The 19,887-nt window shown below is 36.7% G+C and carries 18 protein-coding genes; 13 read left to right on the forward strand and 5 right to left on the reverse strand.

The window, feature by feature from the left end:
• Positions 1-7: 7 nt before the first annotated feature.
• From J7W16_RS04705 to J7W16_RS04715, 3 genes are all read right to left on the reverse strand, one after another.
• Positions 8-703 (reverse strand): hypothetical protein, encoded by a 696-nt coding sequence (locus tag J7W16_RS04705; protein ID WP_210596068.1) that lies wholly within the window; start codon positions 701-703, stop codon positions 8-10.
• A gap of 25 nt (positions 704-728) precedes the next feature.
• Positions 729-2,054, reverse strand: coding sequence for a TRAP transporter large permease subunit (locus tag J7W16_RS04710; RefSeq protein WP_210596069.1), 1,326 nt, complete (start codon positions 2,052-2,054; stop codon positions 729-731).
• Between the two features lie 82 nt (positions 2,055-2,136).
• Positions 2,137-2,436, reverse strand: coding sequence for a hypothetical protein (locus J7W16_RS04715; protein ID WP_210596070.1), 300 nt, complete (start codon positions 2,434-2,436; stop codon positions 2,137-2,139).
• A gap of 220 nt (positions 2,437-2,656) precedes the next feature.
• Here J7W16_RS04715 and J7W16_RS04720 point away from each other — a divergent pair, with 220 nt between their 5' ends.
• The 5 genes from J7W16_RS04720 to J7W16_RS04740 all read left to right on the forward strand — a co-directional run bounded on the left by J7W16_RS04720 (position 2,657) and on the right by J7W16_RS04740 (position 9,359).
• Positions 2,657-3,628, forward strand: a complete 972-nt coding sequence (locus J7W16_RS04720; protein WP_210596071.1) for an AAA family ATPase — start codon at positions 2,657-2,659, stop codon at positions 3,626-3,628.
• Entirely contained in the window at positions 3,628-4,716 is a 1,089-nt protein-coding gene (locus J7W16_RS04725; protein ID WP_210596072.1) for a DUF58 domain-containing protein, read from the forward strand. Before J7W16_RS04720 ends, J7W16_RS04725 begins: the two co-directional genes overlap by 1 nt.
• Positions 4,713-6,053, forward strand: coding sequence for a hypothetical protein (locus tag J7W16_RS04730; RefSeq protein ID WP_210596073.1), 1,341 nt, complete (start codon positions 4,713-4,715; stop codon positions 6,051-6,053). Before J7W16_RS04725 ends, J7W16_RS04730 begins: the two co-directional genes overlap by 4 nt.
• Positions 6,054-6,148: 95 nt before the next feature.
• The gene (gndA, locus tag J7W16_RS04735; RefSeq protein ID WP_210596074.1) at positions 6,149-7,555 is read left to right on the forward strand and encodes an NADP-dependent phosphogluconate dehydrogenase; all 1,407 of its coding nucleotides are present in this window, start codon (positions 6,149-6,151) and stop codon (positions 7,553-7,555) included.
• 115 nt (positions 7,556-7,670) lie between these two features.
• Positions 7,671-9,359 carry a M3 family oligoendopeptidase gene (locus J7W16_RS04740; RefSeq protein WP_210596636.1) on the forward strand — a complete coding sequence of 563 codons (1,689 nt, stop codon included), beginning with the start codon at positions 7,671-7,673 and terminating at the stop codon, positions 9,357-9,359.
• Between the two features lie 297 nt (positions 9,360-9,656).
• Here J7W16_RS04740 and J7W16_RS04745 read toward each other — a convergent pair whose 3' ends face one another.
• Positions 9,657-9,923: a DUF6154 family protein gene (locus J7W16_RS04745; RefSeq protein ID WP_210596075.1), complete on the reverse strand. Its 267-nt coding sequence runs from the start codon at positions 9,921-9,923 to the stop codon at positions 9,657-9,659.
• A gap of 396 nt (positions 9,924-10,319) precedes the next feature.
• Complete coding sequence (locus J7W16_RS04750) at positions 10,320-10,469, reverse strand: hypothetical protein (protein ID WP_210596076.1); 150 nt, start codon at positions 10,467-10,469, stop codon at positions 10,320-10,322.
• A gap of 288 nt (positions 10,470-10,757) precedes the next feature.
• On the opposite strand from J7W16_RS04750, the gene J7W16_RS04755 reads away from it, so the two are divergent.
• The 8 genes from J7W16_RS04755 (at position 10,758) to J7W16_RS04790 (ending at position 19,856) form a co-directional block, all read left to right on the forward strand.
• Positions 10,758-12,896, forward strand: a complete 2,139-nt coding sequence (locus J7W16_RS04755; protein WP_210596077.1) for an ATP-dependent Clp protease ATP-binding subunit — start codon at positions 10,758-10,760, stop codon at positions 12,894-12,896.
• Positions 12,897-13,019: 123 nt separating this feature from the next.
• Positions 13,020-13,850: a PRD domain-containing protein gene (locus J7W16_RS04760; protein WP_210596078.1), complete on the forward strand. Its 831-nt coding sequence runs from the start codon at positions 13,020-13,022 to the stop codon at positions 13,848-13,850.
• Between the two features lie 193 nt (positions 13,851-14,043).
• Positions 14,044-15,417 carry a sucrose-specific PTS transporter subunit IIBC gene (locus J7W16_RS04765; RefSeq protein WP_210596079.1) on the forward strand — a complete coding sequence of 458 codons (1,374 nt, stop codon included), beginning with the start codon at positions 14,044-14,046 and terminating at the stop codon, positions 15,415-15,417.
• Positions 15,418-15,525: 108 nt separating this feature from the next.
• Positions 15,526-16,491, forward strand: coding sequence for an aminoimidazole riboside kinase (locus tag J7W16_RS04770; protein WP_210596080.1), 966 nt, complete (start codon positions 15,526-15,528; stop codon positions 16,489-16,491).
• The gene (locus tag J7W16_RS04775) at positions 16,481-17,938 is read left to right on the forward strand and encodes a glycoside hydrolase family 32 protein (protein WP_210596081.1); all 1,458 of its coding nucleotides are present in this window, start codon (positions 16,481-16,483) and stop codon (positions 17,936-17,938) included. The genes J7W16_RS04770 and J7W16_RS04775 overlap by 11 nt, the downstream gene beginning before the upstream one ends.
• 128 nt (positions 17,939-18,066) lie before the next feature.
• Positions 18,067-18,984 carry an aldo/keto reductase gene (locus tag J7W16_RS04780; RefSeq protein ID WP_210596082.1) on the forward strand — a complete coding sequence of 306 codons (918 nt, stop codon included), beginning with the start codon at positions 18,067-18,069 and terminating at the stop codon, positions 18,982-18,984.
• Between the two features lie 15 nt (positions 18,985-18,999).
• Complete coding sequence (locus J7W16_RS04785; RefSeq protein ID WP_210596083.1) at positions 19,000-19,587, forward strand: HD domain-containing protein; 588 nt, start codon at positions 19,000-19,002, stop codon at positions 19,585-19,587.
• A 98-nt stretch (positions 19,588-19,685) separates the two neighbouring features.
• Positions 19,686-19,856 (forward strand): hypothetical protein, encoded by a 171-nt coding sequence (locus J7W16_RS04790; RefSeq protein ID WP_210596084.1) that lies wholly within the window; start codon positions 19,686-19,688, stop codon positions 19,854-19,856.
• Positions 19,857-19,887: the final 31 nt, after the last annotated feature.

Genomic DNA, 19,887 nt, shown 5'->3' on the forward strand with positions numbered 1-19,887 from the left:
TATTTCCTCACTTTTTTTCGTTTTTTAATAGTTGAATTTGTTCAATGAAGCTGTCGTTATATGAAGTGATTTTATGAACTCGTGCTTTGTTTAGTGGAATAGCTTCTTGACACTTTTTTTGCAAACAGCCAATCATCTCTTGATTTGTATGAATTAGATATTTATTTCTTTTTTTACACGTTGGGCATGTTGCACTTATTAAATGGATATCGGCTTCCTTCGAAAAAGATCCTCCAGTTAGATCCTTGGTTTCTTTAGATAATTCTTGAAATAGAACGGCATTGGTAGCAGCCTGAGCACTTCGCTTTACTAATGTTTCAAGTTTTAGCTGCGGCTTGTGATTTCTTGTCGGCTTCTTCTTGACAGTAATTGTATCAAATTCATCAATTTCAAGCAGTCCATAACCAGCAGGTACCTCTTCTACACTAAGTAAATTGCTTGGGGTCATAATATAAGCATAATCAGCGAGATTGTGGTACCCGTAATTCGCATGTAGGACCTCGTCACGGAGGAAGTCAGTTCTTGTTGCTTTGACTTCAATAATCCGTGACTCTTTTCTTTTTAAATTTATCCCAACCGCATCTGCTTTTAATCGTTTTCTACGGACAAATAATTTGACTTCATTTGCACATAAGTCAGTCATTTTCTTTTTTAGCCAATAAAGTGCTTGTTTTTTTATATGTTTATGAACGTTGCTTTCCATTTTCGGTCCTTTCTAGACTTTTCACTTACATCAAACCTAATTTATAGAAGAGATAGAGAGTAGTCGTTAAAAAAAGAGATAGGGTACAAACAAATGAAAGATTTTGACGAACAAGAATTCGCGGTGACTTGTTTGTTAAGCGGGATGCCATTAATACTTGACCTGAAAAAGGTGAAAGTAATGTTGCCATTGTCCAGGCTACTAGTAGTAAGAGTGCGAGATATACTGGTGACACTCCAAATTGTTCTGGCGACAAAGCACTTCCAATTCCAATGACAATGATGACAGGGTGAATTGCAATTTGTGCTAAAAGAATTGCAAAAAGCACAAGAAGTAAACTCAACAGAAAAACAGATCCCAATGAAATTGTAAATAAAAAAGAAGAGAAGTGATGTCCAAATTCGGTCAGAGAAAGTGCAAACCCAAAATAACCTGCACTGACAAATATGGCTAGTTCATTTTTAAGACGATAAAAAGCTGATTGTACTTGGGCAAAGACATCATGGCTGTAGCTTTTTACCTGCTTAGACATTAAGGCCCACACAAAAGGCAGAAAAATAGCAAGCATCGAAACGACTGTTAGCATATTGACCGCTAATAGACTATCGAGCAAGAAAGAAAGGGTTACTAAAGTGAATCCGAATAAAAATAACGGCTTTAGTGATGGCTCGGACGTCTGGATTTCTGTTTGGTAATGGTCGATGACTGGATCATTTTCAAACTCTATCTGATTTGTCATTAAGACTGAAATTCCAACATAAATGATTGCTAGCATCATTCCATATAACCCGACATCGGTCCATGAAAGATCAAATAACACTAGCACCAATCCAACATTAACAAAATAAGGAGACCAAAGCATACAAAATGCGAAGCCTCTCATAATAATTAATGTAAGTTTTTGCTCTCGATAAGAGGAAAAGCTTTCTTCAGCAATTTTTTTAACAATCGCCATTGAGCCGAAATTTAATAAAATACCAATTGTAGCGGTAAGTAGGAAACTTAATCGATAAGGATGCCCCTGTTTTCGTTGCTCTTGATACTGTATTTTCTGTTTTAATAATGTTAAATAACCGGCTGTTGACATAAACGTTCCTATTAATGGTATAAGCAGAAAAAGAGATAGCAAATTCAGATTTTTACCGAATCCTAGGATTACTTCTGTTGGGCTTGCTTGAACTAGGTAAAAACATATGGAACCAATTAATACAAGAACAGTAACAACTAATCGATTGATCGCTGAAATATATAATGTCGTAAAGACAAGTAAGGTTGCAGCTAGAATACTAGAAGATAAAAGAAGTAATTCGTTAGGGAAAAAAAGTTCAGTTAAGTATAGGAGTACCGTCACATAAGAAATGACTCCTAATACCCTTAATAATTGATTCGTTTCCTTCACCTCCTAGGAATGACGTAACAGTAAGGCTGTCTTTTTATTTAGTTCGCTGTTCAATTTCTTTTGTGACGATAAAGGCGAGCTCTTCGTTACCAAATAATGATAAAACTCCGAGTACAGTATCGTCTGCAATTGGGCCGGCTTCTTCTTTCGAAACCGTTAGTGCCATTGCCTCTTGAAGCGACTTGTTTTCTATTTGGTTTGGATACGCTTGTTTATATAATTCCTCAGGAAGAAGGTCATTGTTAATGCACCACTGTGCGAAGACGAGGATCATCATATGCTCATCTTGTTTAAATTGTTGTATGACTTGATTTTCAATTTCTTTTTTATCCATCTTAAAAACTCCTTCTATTTTGAGCTTTACTCATTATAACGAAAATTCGCTGAGAAGTAACGAAAATTGAGCAAATGAAACCACTAGGAATCTCAGTTAACATTGTAAATGAGAGATAGTATCAATAGGCTGTAGACGAATTGGTACTTTCTGTTATAAAGTAAGAGAATAGTAGAATTGTAAGCGTAGTCATATATTAATCTAAAAAGGAGGTTTATTAATGGATGTAACGATTATTCAAGAGTTAGCAAAAAAGCTAAAAGATAATATTCAACAGGTTATGGTGGGAAAGGATGACATTATTGACTACTTACTAGTGGCACTGATTTCTTCAGGGCATGTACTTCTTGAGGATGTGCCTGGTACCGGTAAAACACTTTTGGCAAAATCCTTTGCAAAATCTCTTTCATGTTCTTTTAATAGAATTCAATTCACACCAGATTTATTACCAACAGATGTAACAGGTCTGAACTTTTATAACCAAAAAGAAGGTGAATTCGTTTTTAGGGAGGGCCCAATTTTCTCCAATATTATTCTAGCAGATGAGGTTAATCGAGCGACGCCAAGAACTCAATCGAGTTTATTGGAATGTATGGAAGAAAAACAAGTAACGATCGATGGGGAAACGAGGCTATTACAATTGCCGTTTATGATCATTGCTACACAAAATCCTGTTGAAAATCAGGGGACTTTTCCCTTACCTGAAGCTCAGTTAGACCGTTTTCTAGTAAAATTAGAATTAGGCTATCCTACGAAAGAAGAAGGCATTGAGATCCTTAAACGTTTTAAGGAAACTAGTCCGATTGAAGAAATCTTTGCTGTTGCAAATACAAATGATGTACTCAGAGCAAAGGATCTATTCTCTGATGTTTTTGTTAGCGACGATATCTATAAATATATTATCGATATTGTTGAGATGACAAGAAATCATCCTAATATTGAATTAGGGATAAGTCCTAGAGGGAGTCAAGCGTTACTTAAGGCAGTTCAAGTATATGCAGCCATTCATGGACGTAACTTTGTATTACCTGATGACGTCAAGACAATGCTAAAACCTGTCGCTGGTCATAGGCTTGTCGTTAGTCACAACTTCCGATTAAAAGACAATCCAGCCTCAGTTATTCTCGACCAAATTCTTTCTGAAATTACTGTACCAGCTGAAGAATATAGTACAAAGGGACACTATAACTAATGAATATTCCTTTTTTACTTTTTGTTGCACTCATTCTACTTTTCTTGCAAGGAATGATAGTGGTGAAATGGGGACTTTCAAAAATAGAATATTCTCGTAAATTTAGTCAGTCGGTCGCCTTTGAGGGTGAAATGATTGAGATGATTGATGAGATTGCTAACCGAAAGTTATTACCAGTTCCTTGGCTTCGTTTAGAATCGAAAATTGATGAAAATCTGGTATTTGATCAAATTGAGGGGACAAACCGTGGCGACATGCACTTAACACTTTTTAGTTTAATGCCATTTCAAAAGATAAAAAGAAGACAGAAAGTTACTTGTGCGAAACGTGGTTATTATGGGTTTGAAACTGTTTCAATATCGACGGGAGATTCAGTTGGCTTTGGTGAAACATTTCAAACGTCTTCTTCCTCTACTAACCTAACTGTTTATCCTAAGATCATTGATATGGATGAAATCCCATTACCATCACAAAGTTGGCTTGGAGACATTATTACTAAAAGATGGATTATTGAAGATCCTTTTGTTATGTCTGGAATAAGAGAATATACCACTGGAGATCCAATGCATACGGTTAATTGGAAGGCGACTGCGAGAACGGGTTCATTGCAAGTGAGCAAGAAGGATTTCACTGCTGATCATCATTTAATGATCTATTTAAATTTTGATCAAACCGAAGATAAATGGTTGCCTATTATCAATGAAGAAATACTTGAGCGTGGATTATCCTATGCTGCTTCAATTGCTCATCATACTCTTTCTCAAGGAATCCCAACTGGATTTGGGTGTAATTCATATTTAGTAACATCTGAAGATAAAAAAAAGTCTGTCAAACTTTATCCTGCAACCGGAAAAGTACAATTGAATGTTCTTTTAGAACATATGGGAAAGGCTGCAATGGCTAATAGTTCTAGCTTCTATGAATTTTTGGAGGAGGAAGTTGAGAACCGATTGGAACAAACAGATATTCTTTTAATAACGTCAGCTGTTACGGAAAAAATGCAAGATCAGATCAATCTGTTGGAGCGGCGAGGAAATAAGATAGAAGTACTTTGGCTTGAGGATTATACTCCTGAGAAAAGAAGGTGAGCAGCATATTACATAAATGGAAACTTCATCGTCCTATTTTCTTTCAAGCATTTCTTGAGTTACTCATGTGCCTACCAATTCTTTTGTTTATCGGTTTAAGTGTGCTCTCTAAATCTTTTCTAACGTGGTGGATGTTAAGTTTACCATTAGTGTTCTTAATCGGTTATGTGTTTCGGTTATCGGTGAAAGGTGCGAGATGGAAGTCAGTAGTTTTTGCTATAGTCTTTGGACTATCACTATCTCTCATTCCGATGTCAAATTTAGTTTCGTTCTGTATTTTGTTTATCCTTTACATTTGCATTACCTATCGCGGTTCTTTATATGCAGAAAGAGATTATGATGAACTTTTTAAAATACAGTTTCTATGGGCGGGTGCTTTACCTGTTTATTTTGTCGGTGCTTTTTTTTATCAGTATTTCGACCGTTTAAAGCCGTTCTCGTTTTTAGTAACAAGTGCAGGGATAGCGATATTGATCATCACGTTATTTTTATCTAATAGTGAAATGCTTAAAAAAGCATCTTACTCTAAAGAAACAAGACCTACTATTAATAAAATGCTGAAAAGGCAAAATCGTCTCTATATCAGTCTTACGATTTTACTTATAATGATATTAACGAATCTTTCTATGATTAAAGAAGGGCTTTGGCTTCTTACAAAAATGATCGTTAAAGGAATCGTCCTTTTTGTTTCAATTTTCAAAAGTGAGAAAGTGGAAGAAGAAAAAGTCCCTGAGATCAATCAACCAGTCATGCCTCCTGCCGAAGAAGAATCAAGATCTATGTTTGCTACTACATTACTTCAAATTATCGACTATGCACTATATGGATTGGTCATTTTATTTCTAGTTTTTATCGGTTATCTTTTAATAAAAAAAGTGAAATTGTTTGTTCGAGATCTTTATGATAAATTCATAAGACTACTCAAGCGGATTGTCACACGCTCTGAAGGTACCGACGGGTTGAATCTATACACTGATGAAAAGGAAAACCTTGTGGATTTGAAAGAATGGAAGCAGCAATGGAGATCCCAACTTGAAAAATATATGTCTTCTTTTCTGAAAACGCGTGTAAATTGGGAGAAACTTACGAATAATGAAAAGGTGCGCTATGTTTATCGTCAAAAGCTAAAGAATCATCGTATTCAATCCGCAGTAACAAAGCTAAGTGATACTCCCCATGAAAAGATAACTAAATTAAGAGAGCAGTACCCAGAGGAGGATATAGGGTTAGACAAATTAGATAGACTCTATGGACAGGCGAGATATGGAAATGTTGAGCTTACAGAGCAAGAACTGAAAGCAATTTCCAGCTATTTTCATGAAAAAAACAATGAATAATCAAATTTTTTTAATAAATTCAAGCATCGTATAATTAATTTATTGCAAAAGTATGATAAAATAAAAAAATGCTAACAGAAAGAGGAGTGGTAGAGATGAGCAAGCAACAAGTTGGTGTGATCGGATTAGCTGTTATGGGTCGCAACCTTGCCTTGAATATTGAAAGTAGAGGGTATACTGTTTCTGTATTTAACAGATCTCCTGAAAAGACGGAGGAAATGTTAAAAGAATCAGAAGGTAAAAATGTAGTTGGTACATATAGTGTCGAAGAGTTTGTTAATTCACTTGAAACACCTAGAAAGATCTTACTAATGGTTCAAGCTGGTTTTGCAACAGATGCAACAATTGAGCAATTATTACCACATCTTGAAAAAGGAGATATCCTAATTGATGGTGGAAATACGTTCTTCGAGGATACTCGTCGTCGTAATAAAGATCTAGCTGAATCAGGTATTCACTTTATTGGAACAGGTGTTTCTGGTGGTGAAGAGGGTGCTCTTAAAGGGCCTTCTATTATGCCTGGTGGACAGAAAGAAGCGTATGAGCTAGTTGCACCAATCTTCAAAGATATTGCTGCTAAAGTTGGCGATGACGCGTGTACAACATACATCGGTCCAGACGGTGCTGGTCATTATGTTAAAATGGTTCATAATGGAATTGAATATGGAGATATGCAATTAATTTGTGAGGCTTACCATTTGATGAAGGATGTTCTTGGATTAAGTGCTGAAGAACTTCATGAAACATTTAGCGAATGGAACGAGGGTGAGCTTGATAGCTACCTAATCGAAATTACAAAGGATATCTTCACGAAGAAGGATGATGAAACGGGTAAGCCGTTAGTTGACCTTATTCTAGATACTGCTGGTCAAAAAGGAACAGGTAAATGGACAAGTCAAAGTGCACTTGATTTAGGTGTGCCACTTTCTATTATTACTGAATCAGTATTCTCACGCTTCATTTCAGCAATGAAGGATGAGCGTGTGAAAGCAAGTAAGATTCTTAATGGTCCAAATCAAACATTTGATGGTGACAAAAAAGAATTTGTTGAAAAAATCCGTAAAGCCCTTTACTTAAGCAAAATTTGTTCATATGCACAAGGATTTGCACAAATGAAGGTTGCTTCTGAAGAGTATGGCTGGGATTTAAATCTTGGTGAAATCTCTATGATTTTCAGAGGTGGTTGTATCATCCGAGCTCGCTTCCTACAAAATATTAAGGAAGCATATGATCGTGATACGAACTTAACGAATCTCCTTCTTGATCCTTATTTCAAGGATATCGTTGAGAATTATCAAGAAGCTGCTCGTGATGTTGTTGCTACTGCAGTTAAGCTTGGAATCCCTGTACCAGGTCTTTCAAGTGCACTTGCATATTACGATAGCTACCGTACAGCTGTACTTCCAGCAAATTTACTTCAAGCACAACGTGATTATTTCGGTGCACATACGTACAAACGTGTTGATAAAGAAGGGACTTTCCACACAAATTGGATGGAATAGTTTTAGAAAGAGGATTCCGGTGTACAAACTGGAATCCTCTTCTCATTTTAGAAGGAAATCAGCTCGATTTGTGGAATTAATGGTTGAGGTTAACGATGAAAGGAACGATGATCATATGGGATTTTATAAAGAAGTTTTTGATTTTTCAAATAGAAATGTGTTGGAAAGCCAGTTTGTCGAGCTATTAAATGAAGAAATTATATCTGTTGAACAGCTTGAAACATGGCTGAAAAAACAATCTGCTCTTTATGATGGTATAGAAGAAGGGATCTCTGGTCATTATATTGATTTCCAGTGCCATAGTAATTCAAAAGAGGCAAAGGAAAAATTCGAATACGATCAACAACAGGTTGAGCCACTCGTAAAAAAATACGTATCGCTACTTGATGAGAAATTCTTGAGTACCGAAGCACGTCATCAATTGAATGAAGAATATTATCAATTATTTATTAAAAGTAAGCAAAACTCAAAGGAGTTATTCCGAGAGGAGAACATCAATCTTGAAGTGAAAGAGGATGAACTGGCAACAAGTTATTTTGAAATCACCGGCTCACAGACTGTTCAATGGAATGGGGAGGAGTTAACACTTTCACAATTGTCACCATACCTACAGGATTCAAATCGTGACATCAGGAAACAAGCGTTAACATTAATGGCAGAATCATTTATAGAAAAAGAAAATGAGCTTCAAGACATCATGGATCAGCTTATTGCTATTCGTCAGCAAAAGGCGGAGAATGCTGGTTTAGATAATTATCGTGATTATATGTTTAAGAAGTATGAGAGATTTGATTATACACCTGCTGACTGCAAAAGACTGGCTGAAGCGATTCAAACGCATGTGAAACCATTAAAGGAAAAGCTACAAAGAAAGCATCAAAGTGAATTAGCTGTAGATACATATCGACCTTGGGACAGAGCAGGAGTACGAGTAGGCCAAACACCTCTGAAACCATTTGAGAACACAGATGAATTAGTAGAGAAATCTGCTACGATTTTTAATAATCTTGATCCTCGTTTTGCAGAGTTATTAACTACAATGAATAATAAGCAAATGCTAGACTTAAATAGCCGAAAAGGAAAAGCACCAGGGGGATTTTGTTCACCACTACCTGTTTCTGAGCTATCTTTTATATTTATGAATGCTTCAAGAACTCATGATGATATGATTACATTATTGCATGAGATGGGACACTGCATACATAATGACTTGAAGAAAGAGTTGCCATTAAATGATTACCGCGAAACCCCAATGGAATCTTCAGAACTTGCTAGTATGTCAATGGAATTGTTAACGATGGATCAGTGGCAAATATTCTATCAAAATGAACAGGATCTCAAGCGAGCAAAAATTGAGCAACTAAAAGGAATCATTGAATTTCTTCCACAAGGTATGGTGATTGACCAATTCCAGCACTGGTTATACGAAAACCCTACTCATACAGCAGAGCAAAGAAATGAAAAATACCGTGAACTCATGCATTCAATTGATTCAGAAACGGTTGATTGGACTGGATATGAAAAATGGGCTAAAACCAACTGGTTAAAGGTCCTTCATATTTTTGAAGTACCTTTCTATTATATTGAATACGTTATTGCACAGCTTGGGGCTGTTCAATTGTATAAACAATACCGTGAAAATCCAGATGAAGCATTAACTAACTATAAACATGCACTAAGCCTAGGAGCATCTAAATCATTACCAGAAATTTACGAAGCTGCAGGAATAAAATTCGATTTTTCTGAGGAAATGATTAAGGAATTAATGATATTCCTTGAGGGAGAATTAGATAAATTAGTTTAGTGTTATGACAAATGAAAGGATCAGACTAGGACATTACTAACGTGGCTGAGTGGAACTCCGAATAAAGCAATCATGTAGCGGATGAAATATACGTAGACTCCTGCGGGATTGTAAAAGCCAAAGGTGAGGCCCCACAGGCGAAGCCGAGGAGGCTCACCGGCTTCCCGCGGAAAGCGAAGTATATTTCAGTAGCGGTGTCACATACACTCTATCTTTTGTTTCGTTCGGGGTTTTGGTTTGGTTCAAAAACTTTTTTCCCGGTTTGTTTTTTCTTTTGCCTTGATGTATGTAAAAAACTTAGTGTAAAAGCTTTGGAGGATCCTGTTGGTCATCTTCATTTCTTGTTGTGCCAATACCTTCTTCTGCAACTTTTAATTTGAACGACTCATACAAATAAAGGGCGAACATTTCATACCGTTCATGTGTCGATAAACTGTCGATAAGTGTGTTCACATCTGAAACACTAAAATCCTCTAAAATTCCTTCGACGATAATAATCGCATCTTCTTCAAAACCGGTTAAGTGATTTTTATACATCTCATATAGCTCGTCAGCAAATTTCATTCTTTTCACCTCTCTCTTTGTATTTTAGATTTAGTAAGATTCATGTTTTTTATTCAGTTTTTTAACCTAATAGACCATTACTTACCATTGAAAAGGATCAGACGATGATGTAATATCATTTATACGAGCTACATTGTACGTGATGAATACACGTTTCAACCTTTATTTGTACTAAAGGAGTTTATTATAGAAATAGCCAAATCAGGCCTTCACTATGTAGAGGAAGATTGACCTATTTCTGCAAACACCGACTTAAGAAGTGGTGGTTTGAAACTCTATTTAAGTAACGGCAAAAGTGGCTTAAAACAAAACAAAGTCAGGTCCAATCGGATCTGACTTTGTTTTTGGTTAGTTTCTTAAAAGTAACTGTGTTGAACCTATTAGCAAGTAAGTATATTAACTAGGATCGTGTTCATCAAATACAAGTCTTGTCACTGTTGTTGAGTCTCCTTCTCGAATTTCTTCTTCTGTTGCGTCTTGACCATAAGAATCTTCTTCATCGATCGTTGGGGCAACTTTTTGATTCGGCTCTGTTTTTTTAGTCATCTTTACATCCCTCCTGTCTTTATTATGTCTAAAGAATGCGTAATTAAAAATTTTTACGCAAAATTACTAGTAGAAATCGGATTATTTGAAAAATAAGACTTAATACTTGAAAAGTCAAAGAAGGTCAAATATAATAGGAAAACATAGAGGGAATATACTTCTATCGTAAATAAAAATCTTTTAAAACTATACAAATCTATAGAATCTAACGTTATAAGCCAAATAGGCTTTTTCTTTTAATTGATTGATCAAATATAGTCAAAGTCAAACAGAGAGGATTGAAGGTAAATGTTATGTCAAAAATGTCAAAAAAACGATGCGAATGTAAAAATGAATATAATGATAAATTCTTCAAGGAAACAAGTTTTACTATGTTCGGAGTGCTACGATCAGACGACGAATCAACATTCAATGGGATCATTTAATTTCGACGAATTTTTCAAAGGATTTGTACATTCAAAAACAAATCACTCGATAAATGGTATGAACCAGCAAGTAAAAGAAGCTCCTACTAATGTTGCTGGAGGAGGATTCCTTGATCAGCATGGACGTAACTTATCAGAAGAAGCAAGACAAGGTAGGATCGATGCTGTTATTGGTCGAGACAAAGAAATTGAGCGTGTAATTGAAGTGTTAAATCGACGTACAAAAAACAATCCTGTCTTAATAGGTGAGGCTGGTGTTGGGAAAACCGCTATTGCTGAAGGATTTGCACGTAAAATCGTTGAAGGTGAAGTACCAGCTAAACTTTTAAATAAAGAAGTCTATGTTCTTGATATTAGTTCACTTGTTGCTGGGACGAGCTACCGGGGACAGTTTGAAGAAAAAGTGCAGCAATTAGTCAATGAGCTTAAACAACGCGAGAACGTTATTCTTTTTATTGATGAGCTTCATATGGTAGTCGGTGCTGGCGGTTCGTCTGAAGGATCAATGGATGCTGGGAATATTCTTAAACCAGCATTAGCAAGGGGGGAATTCCAGCTTGTTGGTGCAACGACATTGAAGGAGTATCGTCTAATTGAAAAAGACCCTGCACTTGAGCGTCGTTTTCAGCCAGTTATTGTGAAAGAGCCAACAACAACAGAAGCATATGAAATTCTTAAAGGCATTCGACCAATATATGAAAGTTATCACAATGTAACATACTCTGATGATGTATTAAGAGCGTGCGTCACTTTGTCTGATCGCTATATTCAAGATCGCTACCTACCAGATAAAGCAATTGACTTATTAGATGAAGCTGGTTCCAAGCTCAATTTAACCCAAGTTGAAGCAGATAAAGGCAAACTTCAAAAGCGTTATGAACAGATACGTCTTGAAAAGGAACAAGCGACAGCAATTGAAGATTATGAGAAGGCGGCTACTCTTCGTAATGAGGAGATGACAATACTAAAACAAATTGAAGCAGACAGAATTGAACCTGCTACTGAAGTGACAGTTGAACATATTCAAGACATTATCGAACAAAGCACAGGGGTTCCTGTTAAAAAACTTCAAAAATCTGAACAATTAAAGATGAAAGATCTACAAAATCAACTAGCAAATAGGGTAATTGGGCAACCAAAAGCAATTGAAAAAGTAGCTAAAGCGATTCTACGAGCACGTGTAGGATTGAAACCTAAAAAGCGACCAACAGCGTCATTCCTCTTCATAGGACCAACCGGGACTGGTAAGACAGAATTGACCAAAACACTCGCTACTGAATTATTTGGAAGCAAGGACTCAATGATTCGTCTAGATATGAGTGAGTATATGGAAAAGCATTCTGTTTCGAAGTTAATCGGATCACCTCCTGGATATGTTGGTCATGAGGAGGCTGGGCAATTAACTGAACAGGTAAGAAGAAATCCGTATTCAATTATTTTGTTAGATGAAATTGAAAAGGCCCATCCAGACGTCTTAAATATGTTTTTGCAGATTATGGATGATGGTCGTTTAACGGATAGTCGAGGTAGAGTCGTTCATTTTCATGAGACAGTTATCATTATGACGTCAAATGCTGGAGTGACTGACAAGAAGATAGCAGCAATTGGCTTCAATGACAAAGGGAAAACGGTTCTTGCAACGGAGAGTATTTTAGATGGCTTAAGAGATTATTTCAAACCGGAGTTCTTAAATCGTATTGACTCAATCATTGAATTCGATCATTTAGAAAGAGACGATTTAGTTAAAATTATCGACATTATGCTTGAGGACTTAAAAGTTGCATTAGAAGAGCAGGAATTAACAATTGAAATCACGGATTCTGCAAAAGAAAAAATTGCTGAATTAGGCTATCATCAGGCATTTGGAGCACGTCCGTTAAGACGAGCTATACAAGAATACGTTGAAGATCAGATTACAGAGCACTTAATTAATAGTGATCAAAAAATCAATCATTTCACCGTAAGTGTTGTAAATGATCAAATTACAGTAAATCATAGCTAGAAAAAGCGGAGCCTCGGTTCTGCTTTTTCTTTTTAGAATGATATGATGATAATTGCTCATTTACTGTTTATAGTGTACCCTTTTTAAGTGACAAACTAATGGAATCATTTGCTGGAGGAATACATGCGTATTTTTAGAATTTTAAATAATAATGCAGTTGTCGTGATTGATGGACCGCAAGAAAAGATTGTGATGGGCAATGGGATTGCCTTTCAAAAAAGAAAAAATGATATCATACCAAAAGATAAAATAGAAAAAATCTTTCTATTACACGAACAATCATCTGAAAAGTTCCAACAATTACTGACAACTCTACCAGAAAAACATATTGAACTTGCTGAGAAGATCATTAGCTATGCAGAAGGGTACTTAGAGGAACCGTTACACGATCATATCCACATTGCTTTAACAGACCATCTCTCCTTTGCAATAGAGCGTATTGAGCAAGGTATACCAATTCAAAATAAGCTAACAAATGAAATTAAACTCCTATATAAAAAGGAATTTGAAGTAGGGCTTTGGGCAAGAGAGGCTATCAAGAAAGAACTAGCTGTTGATATTCCTTTTGATGAAGTCGCACATATTGCTCTGCATATTCATACTGCAAAATTAGGCGGGCACTCAATGGGGGAATCGTTAGAAAAGGCGACAATTTTAAGAGATTTCATTGAACAGATTGAAAAGATAATGAATATCAAGATTGAAGAAACAAGTATTAATTATCAAAGATTAGTGACTCATTTACGCTTTGCACTTAATAGGATGGAGCAAGGTAACGATTTCGAGCCAATTGATCCGGATATGTATGAATTAATTAAGAATAAGTATGAGTTAGCTTATAATTGTGCGAGTGAGGTTGCTTCTTACTTAAGGGAAGAGTATGGTCTTACATTTCCGCCCTCTGAAATAGCCTATATCTCACTTCATATTCAAAGATTAGTTAAGGAAAAATAGATTATTTCTATTGACGATACCGTTTTCATTGTGTAATATACAAATTAACAAATTTAATATTGTAGGATTGTAACTGGTAATGCAGGCAAGACCTAAAATGTATAAGGCGACATAGGTAGTTCGTTTTGAACTACCTATGTGTACTTTATATATTTTAGGTCTTTTTTTATATTTTTAAATAGGGGGATATACGATGAATCATCAAGAAATAGCGGAAAGGCTTGTCGAACTATTAGGTGGAAAAGATAATATTGTAAGTGCAACACATTGTGCAACTCGGCTTCGTCTCGTTATTGAGGACGAAGGGCAGATTAACAAAGAGGAAATAGAAGAGTTGGATGGAGTAAAAGGAGCCTTTTCTAGCTCTGGACAATTCCAGGTTATTTTCGGTACAGGTACAGTAAATAAGGTGTTCGCTAAATTCGGACCACTTGTTGGAGTGACATCTGACGAGGAACCGAAATCAACTACCTCCCATAATGAGGTAGCGAAAAGAAAGATGAACCCATTTGCTAGATTTGCTAGAACTCTTTCAAATATATTTGTTCCAATTATTCCAGCGATTGTTGCAGCTGGTATGCTAATGGGACTACTCGGAATGATGAAAACGTATAATTGGGTTGATGCAGATAGTGGGTTATTTATTCTGTTAGACATGTTTTCTTCAGCTTCCTTTATCATTCTGCCAATCTTAATTGGCTTTAGTGCAGCAAAAGAATTTGGCGGGAATTCCTACCTAGGAGCTGTAATTGGTGGGATCATGACACATCCAGCCTTGTTAAATCCGTGGGGTCTGAGCGATGCTCAACCTGAGACTCTTGATTTTCTTGGGTTTGGTGTAGAGATGCTAGGATATCAGGGAACAGTTATCCCAGTATTATTAACGGTTTACCTTATGGCGAAGATTGAAAAGGGATTACGTAAAATCGTACCAAATGTCGTTGATTTATTATTAACTCCTTTTTTAACGGTGATTTTTACAGGGTTTATCGCAATGCTTGTTGTCGGTCCATTAGGTCGCATTCTTGGTAATGGAATTACAACCGTTTTAGATGTAGTTTATAGTACTGCCGGACCTGTTGCTGGTCTATTATTTGGAGGGCTCTATTCAACGATCGTATTAACAGGTGTTCATCATAGTTTCCATGCAATAGAAGCAGAGGTTCTCCTTGCTGCTGGTGGAAACTACTTACTTCCAATATGGGCAATGGCGAATGTCGCACAAGGTGGTGCCACTCTAGCTGTATTTTTCAAAACGAAAAATAAGAAAATTAAGGGAATTGCCCTTCCTGCGTCAGTTTCTGCATTCTTAGGAATTACAGAACCAGCGATTTTCGGTGTAAACTTAAGATATCGTCGTCCTTTCATTGGGGCTGCCATTGGTGGGGCTCTTGGTGGAGCATATGTTGTCTTTACACAAGTGATGGCGAACGGGATTGGTTTAACGGGAATTCCTATGTTTGCGATCGCTCAAGATCCGCTTAACTATGGGATTGGATTCTTGATTGCCTTAGCGGGTGCTTTTGTTGCAACATTGTTACTTGGATGGAAAGAAGAAACGAAATAGTATTTTAAAAAAGCAATCCTTATTAGTGTATTAATTGCTAATAAGGATTTGTTCGTTATTTTCAGCAGGAAGTATCCTTGTATTTAAGAGAGTTAGGGAGGAATATATATGAAAAATGGAATTATTTCTTTAGGTGAAGCACTGATCGATTTTATCCCAATGGATGAAACAAATCAAACCTATCAAAAAAGTCCAGGCGGAGCCCCAGCAAATGTGGCAGTTGGCGTTTCACGCTTAGGAGTGAATTCATCATTTATCGGTAAAGTTGGGGATGATTTGCTTGGGAAATTCTTGAAAGAAACGCTCAATCAGTATCAGGTTAAAACGAAGCAGATGAGCTTTTCAAAAGACATTCGTACAGGCGTGGTTTTTGTTACTAACGGAGAAGAAGGGGAACGAAGCTTTGACTTTTACATTAATCCGAGTGCTGATCGTTTTTTCGAAGCAAATGAGATTGATGTTGATCATCTAACGGGCCATAAAATATTACATTTTGGGTCTATTTCATTAATTAGTAGTCCAACAAAAGAGGCTACTCAATTTGCTGTAAAATTAGCTAAAGAAAATGGAATGCTAATATCGTATGATCCTAACCTGCGTTTAAGTCTATGGGAATCGGAAGAACATGCTCGCCAGACAATTAAATCTATGCTTAGCGAAGCTGATATTCTAAAAATTTCTGAAGAAGAGCTTGAGTTTATTACAGGAGAAAAAGATATACAAAAAGGAATGGATCAATTAGCTGATTATCAGATTTCACTAGTTCTAGTCACACTTGGTGCAGATGGGAGCTATGTAGTTACAGATAATGGTCATCATCATGTTTCAGCGATGAAGGTAAACGCAGTTGACACGACTGGGGCAGGAGATGCCTTTGTTTCTGGAATATTGTATTCAGTTCATCAGTATGAAGGTGACATCAAAACACTACCTCTTGAAAAGGCTGTAGAGATGGCTCAATTTGCTTCGGTGTCAGGTGCTCTTGCGGCATCTACAAAAGGAGCGATGACAGCTCTTCCTACACTAGATGAAGTAAAGCAGCTTCAGAAAAAGGGTGAAGATCATGTCAACTGATGGCCACTTACGCAGTGAGGTATATAAGATTGTTACTAAGACAAATGACGTAATAAGTGAAGATCCTTATCGCCTTAGCTACCATCTGATGCCACCTGTAGGATTATTAAATGATCCGAATGGATTTATTCAATATAAAGGTGTCTATCATCTTTTTTATCAATGGATGCCATTTAAAACCGGACATGGTGCTAAATTTTGGGGACATTACTCTTCAACTGATCTTGTACATTGGAAACATGAAGAGATCGCTTTAACTCCTTCTGAATGGTATGAAAAAAATGGGTGCTATTCAGGTAGTGCAATTGAAAGCAATGGGGAGATGTACGTTTTTTACACTGGAAATGTCAAGGATGAGCAAGGAAACCGTGAAACCTACCAATGCTTGGCGGTATCAAAGGACGGATTCCATTTTGAAAAAAAAGGTCCTGTCGTTGAATTACCAGCTGAATATACAGCACATTTTCGAGATCCAAAGGTATGGAAACAAGATGATCATTACTTTATGGTCGTTGGTGCACAAACTACTGATATCAAGGGTGCAGTTGCACTTCTGAGGTCAAATGATATGTTGACATGGAATCATCTTGGTGTGATAGCAGGTGGTGGAGAGGGACTATTAGCTGATTTTGGTTATATGTTTGAATGCCCAGACTTGTTTCATCTACAAGGGAAAGACGTCTTGATTTTCTCGCCGCAGGGACTAGAAGCCACAGGGCTAAACTATCAAAATGTGTATCAGTCAGGTTACGTAATGGGTCACTTTAATTCTCAAGAAGGCTCATATAATCATGGTCCGTTTCAAGAGTTAGACCGTGGTTTCGACTTTTATGCACCACAGACAACCACTGATGAGAAAGGTCGGCGAATTCTATTTGCGTGGATGAGTGTGCCAGATCAAAATGAACAAGAACACCCGACCATTAAGTATCATTGGTTGCATAATATGACGCTTCCACGAGAGCTAAAAGTGATAAATAATAAGGTGTTTCAAGTTCCAGTTAAAGAACTCGAGCAGCTTCGAGTAGGAGAGGTCTTCGAACATGATGTCAAGTTAAATGCTGAGAATCGAGAGTTTGAAGAGGTGAACGGAAAGACAATTGAAATCGTCCTAGAAAAGATAGATGTGAGCTCTGGATTTTTTAGTATGTCAGTTGGTGAGGCTGCAAAGATAATCTATTCTCCAAAGCAAGGACTGTTTACATTAGAACGTCAAAGCTATGTTGACGGCGTCACGGAGATCCGTCAATGTTTGTTAAACCATCTAGATTCGATGAGGATTTATCTAGATACTTCTTCTATTGAAATCTTTATAAACGGCGGAGAAGAAACATTTACGGCACGTTTTTATCCTGTTCCTTCAAATAACTCCGTTCGATTTTCTTCATCTGAGAAAAGCACTTTTATGATAAAGAAATGGAAATTAGCCGATAATTTAGTTTGTTAGTAATTCAAGCCAGTTGATCTTAAACGATTAACTGGCTTTTTGAAATTATTTAGGGGAAAATGGTTAAAACCTCCATTCCTGATTAGAAAATAATGATAATATAGACTTAGATGAAAGGAGCTAAAAAGATGAAAAAGATTACACTTGGAACAAGTAATGTAGAAGCTGGAGAAATAGCACTTGGTTGCATGAGAATGGACAAGCTTTCAAAAACAGAGGCAGCTAAAGTGATAGAAAATGCATTAGAAGTTGGAGTCGATTTATTCGATCATGCAGATATTTACGGGAAAGGCATGTCTGAAGAAGTATTTGCAGATGCATTAGAGTTCGTTTCTGCAAGTCGTGATCAATTGATTCTGCAAACAAAATGCGGAATACGTAATGGTTTTTTTGATTTCTCGAAAGAACATATTATTGATTCTGTTGAGGGAAGTTTACGACGTCTTAAAACGGACTATATAGATATTCTGTTATTACATCGTCCGGATGCTTTAATGGAGCCAGAAGAGGTTGCTGAAGCATTTACTAAATTAAAGAAAAGTGGCAAGGTTCAATATTTTGGTGTGAGCAATCAGAATCCGATGCAAATAGAACGGTTGAAAAAGTATCTAGATCAAGATCTTATTATTAATCAATTACAATTAAGTCTAATGCATACACCGATGATAGATGCTGGTTTCAATGTAAATATGGCGAATGCTCCTGCAATTGTTCGTGATAGTAATATTCTCGATTATAGCCAATTACATCAAATGACGGTTCAAGCATGGTCACCATTTCAGTACGGCATGATAGAGGGCGTCTTTATCGGAAACGAGCAATATCCTGAAGTGAACGTGAAATTAACGGAGATTGCTGAAAAGAAAGGTGTAAGTGAGTCTGCCATTGCAATTGCTTGGATCTTACGCCACCCTGCAAGAATGCAACCGGTCGTCGGTTCAATGAACCCAGATCGCCTCAAAGAAATCGCAAAGGCATCAAATGTTAAATTAACAAGAGAAGAGTGGTATGAGCTGTATCGTGCTGCTGGCAATAAATTACCGTAAAGTAGGGGATGGCGAATGGACGATCGGTTAATGAAGCAAATTGAATTCATTGTTGAAATTGATAAATTAAAGAGCATTTATCGGCAATCCTTCATCATGGATGGTAGTAGACAGGAAAATGATGCTGAGCATACATGGCATTTGTCGATGATGGCAATCATTTTGCTTGAACATGCGAATGAAAGTTTGAGTATAGTTCGTGTATTAAAAATGTTGTTCATTCATGATATTGTCGAAATTGATGCTGGTGATACCTTCGCGTATGATACTACCGGGTATCTAGATAAATTTGAACGTGAGAAAGCAGCTGCAGAACGGATATATGGTTTGTTACCGATAGATCAAAGAGATGAATTGTTTGCTTTATGGATCGAGTTTGAAGAGGGAAATACTGCAGAAGCTCAATTTGCTGCGGCAGTTGATCGCTTACAACCATTACTACATAATTTCTATACTGAAGGTAAATCCTGGAGAAAGCATGGGATTACAAGAGAAATGGTGCTTGATAGAAATAAGCATATTGCACTGGGTTCTAAGAAACTTTGGAATTATGCTCAAAAGCTGATTGATGAAGCTGTTGAGAAGGGGTACTTAGCTAAATAATAAAAAAAGATGCTGTAAAGGGCTCACCTTTGCAGCATCTTTTTTTATGTCTTTGGTACATACTAATGTTTAAAGTTAGAGTGAAAAGAGGTGAGAGCATGAAGAGCAAGCAGAAAGATCCTCAATTTCAAAGCGGGGAAGACGTAAAAAAAGAAAGAAAAGGACTGTATGGTCTTGATGATGATCAGAGCCTTCTTTCCGTAAATTTTGCAACAACTGAAAATATATATTTAAATGAACATTACCAAGAAGATTCGAATGAGGAATAGCTGATAATTACTCGTTGGATATAGTCGGAAT

Source organism: Halalkalibacter suaedae (assembly GCF_017939705.1).
Taxonomy (GTDB): Bacteria; Bacillota; Bacilli; order Bacillales; family Bacillaceae_D; genus Halalkalibacter; species Halalkalibacter suaedae.